This is a genomic window from Nocardioides sp. zg-1308 (assembly GCF_013155375.1).
Taxonomy (GTDB): domain Bacteria; phylum Actinomycetota; class Actinomycetes; order Propionibacteriales; family Nocardioidaceae; genus Nocardioides; species Nocardioides renjunii.
Map to the genome: position 1 here is coordinate 1,282,567 of NZ_JABJQY010000002.1, position 17,075 is coordinate 1,299,641.

The window sequence follows — 17,075 nt, forward strand, 5'->3', positions numbered from 1 at the left end:
GTCGTGCAGTATGCCTTCCCGATAGCCTGACCCCATGATCGATCCCCGCCTCCTCCGTGACGATCCCGACCGCGTCAGAGCCGGTCAGGTGAAGCGCGGACTGTCCACCGAACCGGTCGACCGGGCGCTCGAGGCCGACTCCGCCCGGCGGCAGGCGATCGCGGAGTTCGAGGCGAAGCGGGCCGAGCAGAAGTCCAGCGGCGCGCTCGTCGCGAAGGCACAGGGCGAGGAGAAGCAGGCGCTGCTCGCGCAGGTGAAGGAGCTCGCCGCCGGGGTCAAGCAGGCCGAGGCCGCCCGCAACGCGGCCGAGGCCGCGTGGGACGAGGCCATCAAGGCGATTCCCAACCCCGCGGCCGACGAGGCGCCCGCCGGCGGGGAGGACGACTTCGTCGTGCTCGAGCACGTCGGCACGCCGCGCGAGTTCGACTTCGAGCCACGCGACCACATCGAGCTCGGCCGGATGCTCGGCGCGATCGACCTCGAGCGCGGCGCGAAGGTCAGCGGCTCACGCTTCTACTTCCTCACCGGCATCGGCGCGCAGCTCGAGCTGGCGCTGGTCAACATGGCGATGGACCAGGCCCGCAACGCCGGCTTCACGCAGGTGATCGCCCCGTCGCTGGTCAAGCCGCGCGCCATGGAGGGCACCGGGTTCCTCGGCCAGGCGGCCGACGACGTCTACCGCATCGAGGGCGAGGACCTCTACCTCGTCGGCACCAGCGAGGTCGCGATGGCGGCCTACCACTCCGACGAGATCCTCGACGGCGCCTCGCTCCCGCGACGCTACGCCGCGTTCAGCCCGTGCTTCCGCAAGGAGGCCGGCTCGCACGGCAAGGACACCAAGGGCATCATCCGGGTGCACTGGTTCGACAAGGTCGAGATGTTCGTCTACACGACCGTCGAGGAGTCGTACGCCGAGCACGAGCGGCTGCTGGCCTGGGAGAAGGAGTTCCTCGACAAGCTCGAGCTCGCCTACCGGGTCATCGACGTGGCCGCCGGCGACCTGGGGCTGAGCGCGCAGCGCAAGTTCGACTGCGAGGCGTGGATCCCGACCCAGGGCAAGTACCGCGAGCTGACGTCGGCCTCCAACTGCACCGACTTCCAGTCGCGGCGCCTCGACATCCGCACCCGCGAGGGCGACCGGACGGTGCCGGTCGCCACCCTCAACGGCACGCTGACCGCCATCACCCGTGCGATCGTCGCGATCCTCGAGACGCACCAGAACGCGGACGGCTCGGTCACCGTCCCGCAGGCGCTGCGCCCCTACCTGGGTGGCCTCGAGGTGATCAAGCCCCTTGGCTGACTGGACGCCCCGGGTCGTCGCGCTCGACATCGACGGCACGCTGCTCAAGTGGGTCGACGGGCAGACCGAGGACTACGAGACCATCACCGCGCCGGTCCACGACGCGGTGCACCGCGCGCTGGACGCCGGCGCCCACATCGTGCTCAGCAGCGGCCGCTCGCCGCACGGCATGACCCGGATCGCTGACCTGCTGCACATCCCGCGCGAGGACGCCGACCAGCTGTGGGTCGTCGCCTCCAACGGCGCCGTGGTCTTCCGCTACCCGCCCATGGAGGTCGTCCACGAGGAGACCTTCGACGCCGCGCCGGCCGTGGCCGCGGTGTTGGAGCACCACCCCGACGCGCTGGTCGCGGTCGAGGAGCGCGGCGTGGGCGGCTACCGCGTCAACCGCGTCTTCCCCGAGGGCGAGCTCTCCGGCGAGCAGCTCATCACCGAGGTCGGCGACATCGTCGGCGAGCCGGTCAGCCGCGTGATCATCCGTGACCCCGCGGCCACCGCCGACGACTTCATCGAGCTCGCGGCCCGGCTCGGCCTGCACGGCACCGACTACGTCGTCGGGTGGACCGCCTGGATGGACCTGTCCCCGGTCGGCGTCTCGAAGGCGTCGGGCCTGCAGCACGTCTGCGACGCGCTCGGCCTCGGCGCGGCCGACGTCCTGGCGATCGGCGACGGGCGCAACGACATCGAGATGCTGCGGTGGGCCGGTCGCGGGGTGGCGATGGGCCAGTCCGTCGAGGAGGTGAAGGCCGCCGCCGACGACGTGACGGCCTCCGTCCACGACGAGGGCGCCGCCGTCGAGATGTCGCGGTGGTTCCCTCCCCGTGAGGTCTGATCCGTGGCCGACCGGTTCACCTTCACCGCACCGCTGTGGCGGTGGACCGCGCGCGAGGACACCGGCGACACGGGGGCGTGGTGCTTCGTGACGCTGCCCCTCGACGTCGCCGACGAGGTCCGCCAGCGCGCGGGTGAGCCGCGGGGCTTCGGGTCCGTGCGCGTGCGCGTCGAGGTGGGCGACACCACCTGGGACACGAGCGTGTTCCCCGACGCAGCGAGCGGCAGCTTCGCGCTCCCGGTGAAGAAGGCCGTGCGCGCGGCTGCCGGCGTCGAGGAGGGCGACCTCCTCACGGTGACGCTGTCGGTGCGGGCGGACACCACCGGTGGCTGAGTCCCGACCGCGCCTGGTCGCCACCGACCTCGACGGCACCCTGCTGCACCCCGACGGGACCGTCACCGCGCGGACCCGGGCGGTGCTCGACGAGCTCGACGACCTCGGCGTGCCCGTCGTCTTCACGACCGGCCGGCCGGTGCGGTGGATGGAGGACCTCTGGGACGCGGTCGGCGGCCACGGGCTCGCGATCTGCAGCAACGGCGGCATCGTCTACGACGTCGCCGCCCGCAAGGTCCGCGACTTCAGCGCCGTGCCGCGCAGGGTCGGGCTCGAGGTCGCCGAGCTGGTGCGCGCCGCCGTACCCGGGACGACGTTCGCCGTCGAGCACACCTCCGGCTGGGCGAGCGAGGCGGCGTTCCCGCGCCACCCGGACGACCAGGGATCGCACCAGGGGGAGTGGGAGTCGATCTACACCGACGACGTGGTGAAGGTCCTGGCCGTGCACCGCGAGCTCGACCCCGAGGACTTCTGGCACCGCGTCGCCGAGGCCGTCGGCGACCTGGTGACGACGACCTGGTCCTCGACCTTCGCGCTGGTGGAGATCAGCGCGGCGGGCGTCACCAAGGCCACCACGCTCGCGACGATCGCCGCCGAGATGGGCATCGACGCCGCCGAGGTCGTCGCCTTCGGCGACATGCCCAACGACCTGCCGATGCTCGAGTGGGCCGGCACGTCCTACGCGATGGCCAACGGCCACCAGTCGGTGCGCGACCTCGCGGAGCACCTCGCCCCGGCCAACGACGAGGACGGGGTGGCCACGGTGCTCGCCGACCTCTTCTCGCTGGAGGGCTGAGTGCCGGTCCGGGTGCGCCCACGGCAGCCGCCGCCACGGGCACGCGCGCTCGACTCGGGTCGCCGGCCGCGCATGGCTAGGCTGGCGCGCATGCTCGGTGCCGTACGTCCTGCTGCCACCATGCTGCTCGCGTGCCTCGGCCTGCTGGCAGGCCTCGTCGTGGGTGTCGCCGGCCCGGCCCTCGCGGCCGCCGCGCCAGCGCCGGCCGCCTGCACCTGCAAGCAGGGCCAGCTCGAGCAGCAGGTGCAGCGCGCCGACGTCGTCTTCATCGGCACGGTCGACAACGTCGAGCTCGCCGGCGACGACCACACCTACGACATCACCGCCTCCCGGGCCTACCGAGGCACCCCGGAGCGCTCGACCCAGGTCGTGTCCGTCGGCGGCCGCAACGCGTGCGGCCTCGGCGAGCTCGGCGTCGGCACGACCTACGTCTTCCTCGCGACCGGCGACGCCGCGCCCTACGACGCCGACAGCTGCGGCGGCACCAGCGTCGCCAACCCCGCCAAGGTCGACAAGATCGAGGCGCTGCTCGGCGAGGGCACCTCGGTCGAGCCGCCCCCGCCGCCGACGGCGGAGCTGACCCGGGTCGAGGACTCGCCGCCCGCGGGGTTCGCGCGCACCGCCGCTCCCGGTGCCGCGGCCGCGCTGATCGGCCTGCTCGGCCTCGTCGTCGTACGCCGCCTCGCGCGCCGCTGAGACCGGCGCCGGCGCGGAGCCCGGCGCTGAGCCCGGCGCCGGCGTAGTCCCCATCAATCGGGCGGTCGGAGCGGGTCCGCGGCAGCCCGTTTGATGGGGACTATCGGGCGGAGCGGGCGGAGCGGGCGGAGCGGACCCCGGAGTCCGATCAGCGGTGGCTCAGCCGGTCAGAGGTACATGCCGCCCGAGGGGTTGCCGGACTCCTCGCCCGGCCCGCCCGTCGGCATGGTCGGCATGCCCGTGGGCTGCGGCTGCGGCTGGCCGCCCTGGCCCATCGGAAGTGCGCGGCGCATCTGCTCCAGCTGGGCGCGCGAGGCCATCTGCTGGGCGTAGATCGCGGTCTGGATGCCGTGGAAGAGCCCCTCGAGCCAGCCGACCAGCTGGGCCTGCGCGATGCGGAGCTCGCCCTCGGACGGGGTGCCCTCCTCGGTGAACGGCAGGGAGAGCCGCTCGAGCTCCTCGACCAGCTCGGGTGCGAGCCCGGACTCGAGCTCCTTGATCGACGCGGCGTGGATCTCCTTGAGCCGCTGGCGGCTCGCCTCGTCGAGCGGTGCGGCCTTCACCTCGTCGAGGAGCTGGCGGATCATGCTGCCGATCCGCATCACCTTGGCCGGCTGCTCGACCAGCTCGGTGATGTGGCGCTCGCCGTCACCGTCGCCGTCCGCGCCGGAGCGGGCCATCTCCGGCAGGGCGCTCGCGGGGATGGTGCCGATGGGCTGGCCGTCGGGACCGACGACCACGACCTGGTCCTCGCCTCCCGCGCTCGACTCGGGACGGGGCTCCTGGTGCTCGGTCATGGGCCCCAGACTATGACGCCGGGCATGACGGCCCGGACCCCTCAGAGGGTGAGCACGAGCTTGCCGGCGTGGCCGCCCGCCTCCATGAGCTCGTGCGCTCGGCCGACCTCCTCCAGCGGCAGCGTCGCCTCGACGATCGGCCGGACCGCGCCGGAGGCGACCAGCGGCCACACGTTCTCCACCACGCCGCAGCAGATGGCCGCCTTCTCCGCGAGCGGCCGGGCCCGCAGCGACGTGGCGGTCACCGACGCGCGCTTGCGCAGCAGCGCGTTGATGTCGAGCTCGCCCTTGCTGCCGCCCTGCATGCCGATGATGACGAGGCGCCCGCCCGTGGCGAGGGCGGAGACGTTGCGGCCGAGGTACGTCGCGCCCATGTTGTCGAGGATGACGTCGGCGCCGCCGGCGTCGGCCAGCACCTCGACGAAGTCGTCCTCGCGGTAGTCGATCGCGTGGGCCGCGCCCAGCGAGCGGCACAGCTCGAGCTTCTCCGGCGAGCCCGCGGTGGTGAAGACCTCCGCACCGCGGGCGGCGGCGAGCTGGATGGCCATGGTGCCGATGCCGCCGGCCCCGCCGTGGACGAGGAAGCGCTCGCCCTTCTGCAGGTGGGCGGTCATGAAGACGTTGGACCACACCGTGGCGGCCACCTCGGGGAGGCAGGCCGCCTCGACGAGGGGTACGCCGGCCGGCACCGGCATGACCTGTCCGACCGGCACCGCCACGCGGGCGGCGTACCCGCCACCGGCGAGGAGCGCGCAGACCTCGTCGCCGACCGACCAGCCCTCGACGCCCTCGCCGAGCGCGGCGACGCGGCCGCTGCACTCGAGGCCGATCGTGTCGGGCGCGCCGGGCGGGGGCGGGTAGAAGCCCTGCCGCTGCAGGGTGTCGGCGCGGTTGACAGCCGTCGCGACGACCTCGACGAGCACCTCGCCGGCGCCCGGGCGCGGCTCCTCGACGTCGCCGACGGACAGGACCTCGGGGCCACCGGCGCCGGTGGTCACCACAGCACGCACGCGATCAGTCCTCGTAGAGGTCGTCGGAGTGGTCGACGGTCGAGTCGTCCGGCACGTCGTCGTCGATGTCGTCGGGGTCGGCGGCGTCCGCGGGGCGGTCCCAGCTCTCCGCGAGCTGCTGCGCGCGGGCGGCCAGCCGCTCGACGGTCTCCGGGTCGGCGCTGCCGGACCCGGCGGCGAGGCCGAGGAGGTAGGTGGTGACCGGTGCCGCGGTCTTCTGCACGTTCTGGGCGGCCGTTCGCGCGAGGTCGAGGATCAGCCCCTCGTCGACCTCGGCCTCGACGTCGAGGACGTCGCTCAGCTCGTCGATCCAGTCGTGGAGGTTCACGGGCCCAATGTCTCGCAACGGACCCGGGCTGGGCAAGAGACCCTGACCCGGCTCCGCGGCCTCACCCGCCGAGCTCGCGCAGGTCGGACCAGGAGTCCACGTCGAGCGCCTCGTCGTCCGTCGCCGGCACCTCCGCGAGGTCGAGGGGCGCGAGCAGCCGGTGCAGCGCCATGCCGTGCTGCCCCTCCGCGTCGGGACGTACGCCGCCCAGCCGGGCCGCGTCCAGCACGCCCGCCAGCTGCCGACGACCGTCGGCGCCCACCAGGAAGGCGCCGTCCCGGCCGGCCGCCGCCTCACGCAGGCGCCGCATCGTCGCCGCGGTCACCCGCGGCATGTCGACCGCCAGGACCCCGACCAGCGTGGGCCGGTGGCGAAGGGCGTCGACGCCGGTGAGCAGCCCGGCGACCGGTCCGCCGCGCGGCGGGTCCTCGAGGACGGTGGTCACCGGGCGCTCGGTGGGGACGGCGGTGGGCGCTACGACCACGACCTCGACGGCGTCGACGAGGGCGTCGAGCGCGTGGGCGAGCAGCGTTCGGCCGTCGAGCTCGATGCTCGCCTTGTCGACCCCGCCCATGCGTGCGGCGGTGCCGCCCGCGATGACCACGCCGCAGAAGCCGGCGGCCGGGTCAAGGTCCATGCGGCCATCCTCGCAGCGGCGGGGTCGTCGGCGGGTCGGAGAGCCCCCACCTCTGGCACTCTGGAGCCATGAGCACCCGGCTGCGCGTCCGCGTCCAGCAGTGGGCCAGCGGCCTCGACCCGGAGGCCAACCGGGTCCGCCTCGCGCAGGGCACCACGTCGGGCGCGGACCTGGTCGTCTTCCCCGAGGCGTTCGCCCGCGACTTCGGCGAGGCCGGCTCCGACGTGAGCGCGTACGCCGAGCCGCTCGACGGCGCGTTCGCCCACGAGCTGTCCCACGTCGCCGACGCGGCGGCGTGCACCGTGGTGGCGGGGATGTTCGAGTCCTCGGCAGACCCCGACCGGCCCTACAACACGCTCGTGGTCGGCGGCGCGAGCCGGGCGGCGTACCGCAAGATCCACCTCTACGACTCCTTCGGCTACCGCGAGTCCGACCGGCTGACCGGCGGCCCGCTCGAGCCGGTCGTCGTGGACGTCGCGGGGTGGGCGGTCGGGCTGATGACCTGCTACGACCTGCGGTTCCCCGAGCTGGCCCGCCGGCTCGTCGACGCCGGCGCCGAGGTGATCGTCGTCCCCGCCGCGTGGCTGCCGGGGGAGCGCAAGGTCGAGCACTGGCGCACGCTCCTCGCGGCGCGCGCGATCGAGAACACCTGCTTCGTCGTCGGCGCCGCCCAGCCCGGACCGCGCTACTGCGGCCACTCCGCGGTCGTCGGGCCGCTCGGCGACACGCTCGCGGCGGCCGGCGCGGAGGAGGAGACGCTCGAGGCGGTCCTCGACCGGGCGGACCTCGACGCAGCCCGGCGCACCAATCCGTCCCTGGCCAATCGACGGCTGTAGCCTCCTCCGACGTGCCTGCCCCCTCCTCCGACAGCCCCCGCGGGACCCCCCGTGGCAAGCGGGCTGCCGAGCGGCCGCCGTCGCGGCTGCGGCGGGTCGACCGGCCTCGCCGGACCGCAGGCGCCGGGTCCACGGCGGCACCGACGCCTGCTCCGCAGCGGGCCGGGACCGACGAGTCGGCCGCGCTCCCGGACGCGTCCCCGGCCGCTGCCGGACCGCGCCGCTCCCTGCTCGCCCTGTGCTTCGGCCTGCTCGCCGTCGGCACCGCCGCCCTCGCGTGGTCGGCGGCGCAGGGGATCTTCGCCGACAGCCAGCTGCTGAGGGACCTCGGGCCGGGGCCGTCGTGGCTCGACGGCGCGGGAGCGGTGGCGGTGGTGACCGCGCTGGCGTGGTTGCTGGCGACCCGCACCGCCGGCCGTCCCCTGATCTCCGCCGGGCTGGCGCTCGCGCTGGGGGTGGCGAGCCTGCTCGTCGGCGGACGCGTGCTGCCCACCGGTGCCGCGGTGATGACCTGCGTCGTCGGGAGCGTCTACGCCGTGATGGTGACCGTGCCGGCGGTCACGTGGTGGAAGGCCGGGCGCGAGGCGGTGATCGCCACCCTCGTCGCCGCGGTGACCGCGTTCGCGGCCGTCGGCTTCGAGCCCACGGTGGCGACGGAGCGCTTCGACCTCGCCGCGCTGTTCCTGGCGCTCGTCCTCGCGTTCGGGATCGTCTACCGGCTGGGCGCGGGGCTCCACGGCCTCGGCCGGCGCGGGCTCATCGTCGTCTCGATCGGGCTGGCCGTCCTCGTGCTGACCCTGGCGTACGCCGAGCTGCTGCGCCGCTACGGCGCCCAGACCTTCGTGTCGTCCGTCCTCGACTTCGCCGACTGGACCGCCGCCCGGATCGGCGCCTTCCCGCGTCCGCTCGTGGTCCTCCTCGGCATCCCCGCGATCGTGTGGGGCACGCACGTGCGCGCCCGCCGCCGGCAGGGCTGGTGGGTGTGCGCCTTCGGTGTCGCGGCGACGGTGCCGCTGGCGACCGCCCTGGTCGCGCCGGAGAGCTCGTACGCCGAGGCCGGCCTGCGGGCGGTCTACTCCCTCGTGCTCGGGCTGCCCCTCGGCTACCTGGTGATCCGCGCCGACCTCGCCCTCACCGGGCCGAAGGGCCGCCGCGGCCGCCGCGCCGAGGAGGCCGGGCCGCACCGCCCCGAGCCGCGCCGCTTCGCCGAGCTCTGAGCCCCGCAGCACGCTGCACCGGGTCGACCCGGTCCGGCGGTACGCCCGGGTAACCGCTAGCGTCGGCCGTATGGCCCGCCCCACGTCCCTCGAGATCGTCTCCGAGCTGGTCGCCAACGTCCTCACCATCGAGGTCGCCGAGGGCGACCGCGTCGAGGCCGGCGACACCGTCGTCCTGCTGGAGTCGATGAAGATGGAGATCCCCATGCTCGCCGAGCGCGGCGGCACCGTCACCTCCATCAAGGTCACCGAGGGCGACGTCGTGCAGGACGGCGACGTCCTCGTCGTGCTCGACTGATCCCACGCGGCGAGCAGGGCCCTACGCTCCTGCCATGACCCCCGCGCGCGCCCGGAGCGTGCACCTCGTCGTCGCCGCCGTCGCGTGGTTCTCCCTGGCCTTCCAGCTCGTGCTGACGCTCACCGGCGAGGCCGTCCTCGTCGACACGGACCCACCGGGCCTGGCGGCGCGGGTCTACCGCTTCCTCGCCTACTTCACCATCCAGAGCAACCTCCTCGTCGCGGTCACGTCGACGGCGCTGGCCCTCGACCCCTCGCTGGACCACCGCGGGTGGCGGGTGGCGCGGGTGGCGGCGCTGGTGGGGATCACGGTGACGGGGCTGGTGCACTTCTTCCTGCTGCGACCGCTCCTCGACCTCGAGGGCCCGAGCTGGGCCGTCGACAAGCTGCTGCACATGGTGGTGCCGGCGCTCGCCGTCGCCGCGTGGGCCTGGGCCGGGCCCCGTCCGCGGATCACCGCGCGCGAGGCGGCGTACGCCCTCGTCTGGCCGGTGCTCTGGCTGGCGTGGACGCTCGTGGTCGGCAGGGTCGACGGCTGGGTGCCCTACCCGTTCCTCGACCCGGACGAGGACGGCTGGGGGGCGGTCGGCTCCGCCTGCGTGGGGATCACGATTCTCTTCATCCTGCTCTTCGCGCTGTACGGGTGGCTCGATCGCAGGCTGCGACCGACCCCTCGCTAGGTTGGAGGCATGGAGTTTCGATACCTCGGCAACAGCGGACTGAAGATCTCTGAGATCACCTACGGCAACTGGCTGACCCACGGCTCCCAGGTCGAGAACGACGTCGCCACGCAGTGCGTGCGCGCCGCGCTCGACGAGGGCATCTCGACGTTCGACACCGCCGACGTCTACGCCAACACGGCCGCGGAGACGGTGCTCGGCGAGGCCCTCAAGGGCGAGCGTCGCGAGTCGCTGGAGATCTTCACCAAGGTCTACTGGCCCACCGGCCCCAAGGGCAAGAACGACACCGGCCTCTCGCGCAAGCACATCATGGAGGCGATCGACGGGTCGCTGCAGCGGCTGCAGACCGACTACGTCGACCTCTACCAGGCCCACCGCTACGACACCGAGACGCCGCTCGAGGAGACGATGCAGGCCTTCGCCGACGTCGTGCGCCAGGGCAAGGCGCTCTACATCGGCGTCAGCGAGTGGACCGCCGACCAGATCCGCGCCGGCGTGGAGCTGTCGAAGGAGCTCGGCTTCCAGCTCATCTCGAGCCAGCCGCAGTACTCCATGCTCTGGCGCGTCATCGAGGACGAGGTCGTCCCGACCTCCCGCGAGCTCGGCGTCTCCCAGATCGTGTGGAGCCCCATCGCGCAGGGCGTCCTCTCGGGCAAGTACCTCCCCGGCCAGGCGCCGCCGGAGGGCACCCGCGCCACCGACACCAAGGGCGGCTCGGACATGATCGCGCGCTGGATGAAGGACGACGTCCTCACCGCGGTGCAGGACCTCAAGCCGGTCGCGGACGACCTCGGCCTGACGATGGCCCAGCTGGCCATCGCGTGGGTGCTGCAGAACGACAACGTCGCCGCCGCCCTCGTCGGTGCCTCGCGCCCCGAGCAGGTCGCCGACAACGTCAAGGCCGCCGGCGTGACGCTCGACGCCGACGTCATGAAGCGCATCGACGACGCCCTCGGCTCGGTGGTCGTCCGCGACCCTGCGAAGACCGCCGAGGGTGCGCCGAAGACCCGCGTCGTCTGAGGCTCGCGGCCGGCGTGCCCGGCCTGTGCCCGCCCGCCGCTCGGGCGGTGGGTGAGGCAGGTTCTGGAGGTGCGGAACCTGCGTCACTCACCGCTGGGGCGCGGGCGGCGTAAGCGGGCTCGACACGTGTCCGAGATCCTGCCCTCGGCCGGCCGGAACGGGGTCAGCATCTCGGACACGTGTCCCCGACCGCACTCCGCCGTAGTCCAGTGTCGCGTCGTTCCCACGACGCACTTCTGACGACGGCTCGTCACTGGACTACCCAGGGTGGGGGCAGGATCTCGGACACGTGTCGACCGGCGGGTCAGTCCTCGATGCCGGTGCAGTAGAACGCACCGTCGGCCACCATCGGGTAGGACCTGACCTTGTCGGCCGAGGTGTTCGTCGCCGACATGCCGAACCGGTACGGCGCGGCCAGGTCGAGCGCGACGGGCACGGTCATGCCCGGGACGAGCGACGGGGACTGGTAGACGGTCGTGGCCTCGTCGGAGGTGAAGGACACGACCCCGGACGACCCGTCGTCGGAGCCGTCCGACAGGCCGAGGACCGCGCGGAACTTGGTGCAGTTGCGCCCGGGCGTCACTCGGGCCTCCCAGGACCGGGCCGTGCTGCCGTAGCCGCCCCAGACCGCGTAGCTGGTGCCGTTGATGTCCGCCTCGGTGTAGGTCGCGGTCGACGACTGGAGGTAGGGCTCGAACTCCTGCAGGGCGATCCACCGCCACACGGTGACCGTGACGGGGCGCGACGCGACCGGCTTCTCGCGGCCGCGGTAGGTGACGGTCACCCGGTAGGTCGCCTCGTTCTGCGCGGTGACCGTCGTCGCGAACGCCAGCCGCGCCTTGGCCCGCGTGCCGTCGATCCGGTCCCACGTGGGGTCGCCGAAGACGTCGTCGCGGCGCTCCTCGAGCACCACCTTCTTCGCGTCCTTGGACGTCGGCACCTTCACCCGCAGCGTGAGGCTGTCGCCCTCCGTCACCTGCTCGGCCGACGCGGTGACGACCGCCTTGGCGGCGGCGGCGGCCCGGTCAGCTGATCGGCCGGGTACGGCGTCGGTGGGTACGGCGGCGGCGGGCACGGAGGTGAGCGCGACCACGGTCGCGGCGAGCGAGATGACGAGCTTCACGGGGACTCCGATGCGCGGTGGGGGTGACATCGGAACGCTAGGGGTCGGGCCCCGGCCCCACACGACGTTCCGGGAATCTCACCCCCGGCGCGTCACCCGGTAGCGCACGAAGGCCGGCACGGCGAGCGCGGCGACGACCGTCAGCACCACGACCAGCACGCCGCCTCCCGCCGCCGCGACGGCGGCACCGGTGACGGCCGCGGTGGCGCCGTGGGCCACGTCGGCGACGCGGGGCCCGCCGGCGACCACGACGATGAAGATGCCCTGCAGCCGGCCGCGCACCGAGTCGTCCGTGGCCGCCTGGAGCATCGACATCCGGAAGGCGGACGACGCCATGTCGGCGGCACCGCCGATCGCGAGCATCAGCACGGCCACGCCGAGCATGGCCGCCGGCGCCCGGGGCGCGAGCATCGCCGAGACGCCGAAGCCGACCATCGCGAAGCCCCAGACCAGGATCGCGACGATGACGGCGAGTCCCTGGCGCTCGACCCGCGAGACCCACCCCGACAGCACGCCGCCGACGACCGCGCCGGCCGGGATGGCGGCGAAGAGCAGCGCGAAGGCGAGCCCGCCCTCGCTGGGACCGCCGAAGTCGAGGTGCGCCATCTCGGGGAACAGTGCCCGGGGCATCCCGAACACCATCGCGATGATGTCGACGACGAAGGACATCATCAGCACCGGCTGCTGCCGCAGGTAGCGGAAGCCGTCGACGACGGCGCGGATGCCCGGCGTCACCGTCGCGCCGATGACCGGCAGCGGGGGCAGGCGTACGACGGCACCGAGGGTCGCGAACAGGGTGATCGTGTCGAGCAGGTAGAGCCACGAGTAGCCGATCAACGGGATCAGCGCGCCGCCGACGAGCGGCCCGGCGATGCCACCGGCCTGCATGACGGTGGTGTTGAGGGAGTTCGCCGCAGGCAGCAGGTCGTCGTCGAGCAGCCGCGGGAGCAGCGCGGACCGCGTCGGCTGGTTGACGGCGAAGAAGGCCTGCTGCACCGCGAAGAGGGTCAGCAGCAGCCACACGTCCTCCCCGCCGAACGCCGCCTGCAGCCAGAAGCAGGCGCTGGTGGCGATCAGCCCGGTGGTCGTGACGAGGAGGAGCGTCCGTCGGTCGAAGGCGTCGGCCAGCGCGCCGCCCCACAGGCCGAACACCACGAGCGGGACGAGACCGAAGACGCCGGTCAGCCCGACGTACGCCGACGAGCCGGTCATCGCGTAGATCTGCGCGGGCACCGCCACGACGGTCAGCTGGGCGCCGATGACCGTGACGATGTTGGCGCGCCAGAGCCGTCGGAAGTGCGGGTTGGCGAGCGGGCGGGTGTCCGCCAGCAGTCGCCTCTCCACGTCGGCAGGCTAGGTCACCGGATGGGCGCCTCCGTCGGCAGCCCGGCTCGCCCGGCGTCGTCACCTCAGTCGTCACCCCAGTCGTCACCTCAGTCGTCACCTCAGTCGTCACCTCGGGTCGTCGCCTAGCATCGTCGTGTGGCGATGCGGGAGAGCGGGACCGACGAGCGCGCCGAGGACCTCGCGGTGACGGCGGCCCTGTTCCACGGGCTGTCGGACCCGTCGCGGCTGCTCATCGTGCGGCACCTCGCGCTCGGCGAGCACCGCGTCGTCGACCTGACCGCCCACCTCGGCCTCGCGCAGAGCACCGTGTCCAAGCACCTGGCGTGCCTCAAGGACTGCGGGCTGGTGACGTCGCGCCCCGAGGGCCGGGCCTCGATGTGGTCGCTCAACCACCGCGAGCCCGTGCTGGAGGTCCTCGCCACCGCCGAGCGGCTGCTCGCGCTGACCGGCGACGACGTCACCCCCGGGCACGACTACGAGGAGCGGCACCCCTGACGGCTGCACCCCCGACGGGTGCACCGCCTGACGCGGGTCAGAACAGGGTCGACCAGTAGTACCAGAACCGCTCGAGGATCAGCAGCACGACGACGAGGTAGGCGCCGAAGAGCAGGGGTGCCTGCCAGTCCCGCAGGACGGCCGTCGCCCGGCTGCCCGCGGCGCCTGCGCCGAGGACGCCGGCGGCGAGGTTGCGGAGCGTGACGTACCAGAACAGCGGGATCACCACCGCCCACACGACCATGCAGTAGGGGCAGAGCGCGCCGATCCGGTAGAGGCTCTGGAAGACCAGCCACGAGACCAGCACCAGCGCGACGCTGACGCCGACCTGCAGGCCGAGCCAGTACCACCGCGCGAGCCGGCCGCCCGCCAGCAGCGCCATCCCGGTCGCGATGACGACCGGGAACGCCGCCACGCCGATGATCGGGTTGGGGAAGCCGAGGAGCGCGGCCTGGGCGGACTCCATCACGTTGCCGCAGCTCAGGACCGGGTTGATGCTGCACGAGGGGACGTAGCTGCTGTCCTCGGCCAACCGGATCCGCTCGATCAGCAGCACGGCCGACGCGACCAGGCCGACCAGTCCGCCGACGACCAGGCCGATGGCCAGCGGACGCTCCTGCGGCTCACCGTCGACGGCGCGCTGGCTCATGGTGGAGGGATCTCCTCGTCGGACGGGGGCGGGACGCGTACATCCTGCGGCATCGGGACAACCGTCGACGAAGCGGGACGCATCGGCTAGCATCGACGTACGGCGATGACACAGGCGTGTGGCGATGGAGGAGCGACATGGGATCGGGGCACGGTCACACCCATGCCGGCGCGCGTCACCGCTGGCGCCTCGCCGTGGCCTTCGGCCTGGTCGCTGCCTTCTTCGTGGTCGAGCTCGTCGCCGGCCTGCTGAGCGGCTCCCTCGCGCTGCTCTCCGACGCCGGCCACATGGCGGCGGACGTCGTGGCCCTGGGCGCTGCACTGGTGGCGACGTCGATCGCCACCCGGCCCGACACCACCGGCCGGCGGACCTACGGCTCCTACCGGGCCGAGGTCCTCGCCTCCGGCTTCACCGTCCTGCTCATGCTGGGGGTCTCGGCCTACGTCGTGGTCGAGGCCGTACGCCGCGCCGGCACGGCCATCGAGGTGTCGTCCGGGCCGATGCTGGTCGTCGGTGCCGTCGGGCTGCTGGTCAACCTCGTCTGCCTCGGGCTGCTCCGCGGGGGCGCGCAGGAGTCGATCAACGTCCGCGGCGCCTACCTGGAGGTCGTCGCCGACGCCGCCGGCAGCGTCGGCGTCCTGGCGGCCGGGGTGCTGGTCGCCCTCACCGGGGCGAGCTGGTGGGACACGGCCGTCGCGGTCGCGATCGGCGCGTTCGTCGCCGTGCGCGCGCTGGTGCTCGGCCGCGAGGTGCTGGCCGTCCTGGGCCAGCACGCGCCGCACGACGTCGACCTCGCGGCGGTGGTGCGCGACCTGGAGCGGGTCCCCGGCGTCGCCGAGGTCCACGACCTCCACGCCTGGACGCTGACGTCGGGGATGAACGTCGCCACCGCGCACCTGGTCGTGTGCGTGGGCGCCGAGCCCCAGGCGGTCCTCGCCGCGGCGCAGGCCACGCTCCGCGAGGGCCACGGCATGGAGCACGCGACGCTCCAGGTCGAGGCGCACCCGGCGCGGGAGTGCCACGCGGCGACCTGGTGACCGGAGCGGACCGACGCTCCGACGTCGCCGCGCCGCCCTCCCGACGGTCCGTCGGTTGTCCCGGGCGGCGCCGGACGCGACGATGGACCTCCGGTTCGCCCCCGCCCCGCGGGGGAGACCACCCGGACCCGACACCGGAGGAGCCACCGTGAGCAGCGACCGCACGACCAGCAACGTGATCGGCGGCGTCGCCGGCACCGGGACCGGGCCCGAGCAGTCGGTGATCGACCCCTCGACGGGCGAGGAGATCTGGCGCTACCGGGCGGACGAGCCGGCCCAGGTCGACGCGGCGGTCACCGCGGCCGCAGCGGCGTACGCCGAGTGGTCGCGTGCGACGCCGGCGGAGCGATCGGGCGTGCTGGTCGCCCTCGCGGCCCACCTAGAGGGCATGGCCGAGGAGCTCGCGCAGGCCGAGACGGCCCAGACGGGCAAGCCCATCCGGCTCAGCCGGGAGTTCGACGTCCCGGGGTCGATCGACAACGTCGCCTTCTTCGCCGGCGCCGCCCGTCGGCTCGACGGTCACGCGTCGGGGGAGTACTCCGCCGACCACACCTCGACGATCCGCCGGCAGCCGATCGGCGTCGTCGGGTCGATCGCACCGTGGAACTACCCGCTGCAGATGGCGATGTGGAAGGTGCTGCCGGCCATCGCCGCGGGCAACACGATCGTGCTCAAGGCGGCCGAGAACACCCCGCTGACCACCCTGATGCTGGCCGAGGCCTGCGCCGCCGTCGGGATGCCGGCCGGGGTCCTCAACCTCGTCAACGGACCCGGACCGCTGACCGGCGAGGCACTGGTGACCCACCCGGGCATCGCGATGACGTCGTTCACCGGCTCGACCGCCGTCGGTCGCCACATCGCCGCGCTGGCGGCGGGCAACGGCACCCGCCTGCACCTCGAGCTCGGCGGCAAGGCGCCCTTCGTGGTGTTCGACGACGCCGACCTGCCGGCCGCGATCCGCGGCGCGGTCGCCGCGAGCCTGATCAACACCGGCCAGGACTGCACCGCGGCGACCCGGGCCTACGTCCACCGCTCGGTGCTGGACGACTTCGTCGAAGGGGTCGCCGACCTGATGGGCCGCGTCCGACTCGGTGCCCCGACCGATGCGGCCACCGACCAGGGCCCGCTGGTCTCGTTCCGGCAGCGCGACAAGGTGGCATCGATGGTGGACCGGGCCGTCGACGCCAGGGCCAAGGCGGTCACCGGTGGCAGCGCGCCCGGCGGCGACCTGGCCCGCGGCGCCTACTACGAGCCCACGCTGCTCGTCGGCGCCGCGCAGGACAGCGAGATCGTCCAGGCCGAGACGTTCGGCCCCGTCCTCGCGGTGCTGCCCTTCGACTCCGACGAGGAGGCGATCCGGCTGGCCAACGACGTGCCGTTCGGGCTGGCCGCATCGGCCTGGACCCGCGACGTCTACCGCGCCCAGACGGCGTCACGCGAGATCGACGCCGGCACCGTGTGGATCAACGACCACATCCCGATCATCTCGGAGATGCCGCACGGCGGCATGAAGGCGTCGGGCTACGGCAAGGACATGTCGTCGTACTCCTTCGACGACTACACCCAGGTCAAGCACGTGATGGCCGACATCACCGGCGTGGCCGCCAAGCCGTGGCACAGCACGATCTTCGACGTCGACTGAGCG

At 73.4% G+C, this 17,075-nt stretch carries 20 protein-coding genes; 13 read left to right on the forward strand and 7 right to left on the reverse strand.

What is annotated here, in order from left to right:
* Positions 1-34 precede the first annotated feature (34 nt).
* From serS to HN031_RS07935, 5 genes are all read left to right on the forward strand, one after another.
* Positions 35-1,300: a serine--tRNA ligase gene (gene serS, locus HN031_RS07915; RefSeq protein WP_172268592.1), complete on the forward strand. Its 1,266-nt coding sequence runs from the start codon at positions 35-37 to the stop codon at positions 1,298-1,300.
* The gene (locus HN031_RS07920; protein WP_172268595.1) at positions 1,293-2,132 is read left to right on the forward strand and encodes an HAD family hydrolase; all 840 of its coding nucleotides are present in this window, start codon (positions 1,293-1,295) and stop codon (positions 2,130-2,132) included. Before serS ends, HN031_RS07920 begins: the two co-directional genes overlap by 8 nt.
* A 3-nt stretch (positions 2,133-2,135) precedes the next feature.
* The gene (locus HN031_RS07925) at positions 2,136-2,465 is read left to right on the forward strand and encodes a DUF1905 domain-containing protein (protein ID WP_322423766.1); all 330 of its coding nucleotides are present in this window, start codon (positions 2,136-2,138) and stop codon (positions 2,463-2,465) included.
* A complete protein-coding gene (locus tag HN031_RS07930; protein ID WP_172268598.1) occupies positions 2,458-3,261 on the forward strand; it encodes an HAD family hydrolase in 804 nt (267 codons plus the stop codon). The genes HN031_RS07925 and HN031_RS07930 overlap by 8 nt, the downstream gene beginning before the upstream one ends.
* A gap of 90 nt (positions 3,262-3,351) precedes the next feature.
* Entirely contained in the window at positions 3,352-3,957 is a 606-nt protein-coding gene (locus tag HN031_RS07935) for a hypothetical protein (RefSeq protein ID WP_172268601.1), read from the forward strand.
* Positions 3,958-4,124: 167 nt separating this feature from the next.
* On the opposite strand, the gene HN031_RS07940 is transcribed toward HN031_RS07935, so the two are convergent.
* From HN031_RS07940 to HN031_RS07955, 4 genes are all read right to left on the reverse strand, one after another.
* The gene (locus tag HN031_RS07940; RefSeq protein WP_216652297.1) at positions 4,125-4,637 is read right to left on the reverse strand and encodes a bacterial proteasome activator family protein; all 513 of its coding nucleotides are present in this window, start codon (positions 4,635-4,637) and stop codon (positions 4,125-4,127) included.
* Positions 4,638-4,795: 158 nt separating this feature from the next.
* Positions 4,796-5,764 carry an NAD(P)H-quinone oxidoreductase gene (locus HN031_RS07945; protein ID WP_172268608.1) on the reverse strand — a complete coding sequence of 323 codons (969 nt, stop codon included), beginning with the start codon at positions 5,762-5,764 and terminating at the stop codon, positions 4,796-4,798.
* Positions 5,765-5,768: 4 nt separating this feature from the next.
* Positions 5,769-6,092 carry a DUF6457 domain-containing protein gene (locus HN031_RS07950; RefSeq protein WP_172268611.1) on the reverse strand — a complete coding sequence of 108 codons (324 nt, stop codon included), beginning with the start codon at positions 6,090-6,092 and terminating at the stop codon, positions 5,769-5,771.
* Positions 6,093-6,153: 61 nt separating this feature from the next.
* On the reverse strand, positions 6,154-6,729 hold the full coding sequence (locus HN031_RS07955; RefSeq protein ID WP_172268614.1) for a molybdenum cofactor guanylyltransferase: 576 nt from the start codon (positions 6,727-6,729) through the stop codon (positions 6,154-6,156).
* 68 nt (positions 6,730-6,797) lie between these two features.
* On the opposite strand from HN031_RS07955, the gene HN031_RS07960 reads away from it, so the two are divergent.
* The 5 genes from HN031_RS07960 to HN031_RS07980 all read left to right on the forward strand — a co-directional run bounded on the left by HN031_RS07960 (position 6,798) and on the right by HN031_RS07980 (position 10,779).
* On the forward strand, positions 6,798-7,565 hold the full coding sequence (locus HN031_RS07960; RefSeq protein WP_172268617.1) for a carbon-nitrogen hydrolase family protein: 768 nt from the start codon (positions 6,798-6,800) through the stop codon (positions 7,563-7,565).
* An 11-nt stretch (positions 7,566-7,576) separates the two neighbouring features.
* Complete coding sequence (locus HN031_RS07965) at positions 7,577-8,782, forward strand: hypothetical protein (RefSeq protein ID WP_172268620.1); 1,206 nt, start codon at positions 7,577-7,579, stop codon at positions 8,780-8,782.
* A gap of 70 nt (positions 8,783-8,852) precedes the next feature.
* Positions 8,853-9,080 (forward strand): biotin/lipoyl-binding carrier protein, encoded by a 228-nt coding sequence (locus HN031_RS07970; protein ID WP_172268623.1) that lies wholly within the window; start codon positions 8,853-8,855, stop codon positions 9,078-9,080.
* 34 nt (positions 9,081-9,114) lie between these two features.
* Positions 9,115-9,759, forward strand: a complete 645-nt coding sequence (locus HN031_RS07975; protein ID WP_172268626.1) for a Pr6Pr family membrane protein — start codon at positions 9,115-9,117, stop codon at positions 9,757-9,759.
* 9 nt (positions 9,760-9,768) lie between these two features.
* Positions 9,769-10,779: an aldo/keto reductase family protein gene (locus tag HN031_RS07980; protein WP_172268629.1), complete on the forward strand. Its 1,011-nt coding sequence runs from the start codon at positions 9,769-9,771 to the stop codon at positions 10,777-10,779.
* A 304-nt stretch (positions 10,780-11,083) separates the two neighbouring features.
* Here HN031_RS07980 and HN031_RS07985 read toward each other — a convergent pair whose 3' ends face one another.
* Entirely contained in the window at positions 11,084-11,902 is an 819-nt protein-coding gene (locus tag HN031_RS07985) for a hypothetical protein (protein ID WP_172268632.1), read from the reverse strand.
* A 78-nt stretch (positions 11,903-11,980) separates the two neighbouring features.
* Positions 11,981-13,246, reverse strand: a complete 1,266-nt coding sequence (locus HN031_RS07990; protein ID WP_172268635.1) for an MFS transporter — start codon at positions 13,244-13,246, stop codon at positions 11,981-11,983.
* Positions 13,247-13,390: 144 nt separating this feature from the next.
* Between HN031_RS07990 and HN031_RS07995 the strand changes: the two genes are divergently transcribed.
* Entirely contained in the window at positions 13,391-13,744 is a 354-nt protein-coding gene (locus HN031_RS07995) for a helix-turn-helix transcriptional regulator (protein ID WP_172271449.1), read from the forward strand.
* 37 nt (positions 13,745-13,781) lie between these two features.
* On the opposite strand, the gene HN031_RS08000 is transcribed toward HN031_RS07995, so the two are convergent.
* A complete protein-coding gene (locus tag HN031_RS08000; RefSeq protein WP_172268639.1) occupies positions 13,782-14,393 on the reverse strand; it encodes a vitamin K epoxide reductase family protein in 612 nt (203 codons plus the stop codon).
* A gap of 137 nt (positions 14,394-14,530) precedes the next feature.
* Between HN031_RS08000 and HN031_RS08005 the strand changes: the two genes are divergently transcribed.
* Both HN031_RS08005 and HN031_RS08010 read left to right on the forward strand, forming a co-directional pair.
* Positions 14,531-15,430 (forward strand): cation diffusion facilitator family transporter, encoded by a 900-nt coding sequence (locus HN031_RS08005; protein ID WP_172268642.1) that lies wholly within the window; start codon positions 14,531-14,533, stop codon positions 15,428-15,430.
* A 148-nt stretch (positions 15,431-15,578) separates the two neighbouring features.
* Positions 15,579-17,072: a gamma-aminobutyraldehyde dehydrogenase gene (locus HN031_RS08010; RefSeq protein ID WP_216652082.1), complete on the forward strand. Its 1,494-nt coding sequence runs from the start codon at positions 15,579-15,581 to the stop codon at positions 17,070-17,072.
* The last annotated feature ends 3 nt before the right edge of the window (positions 17,073-17,075 follow it).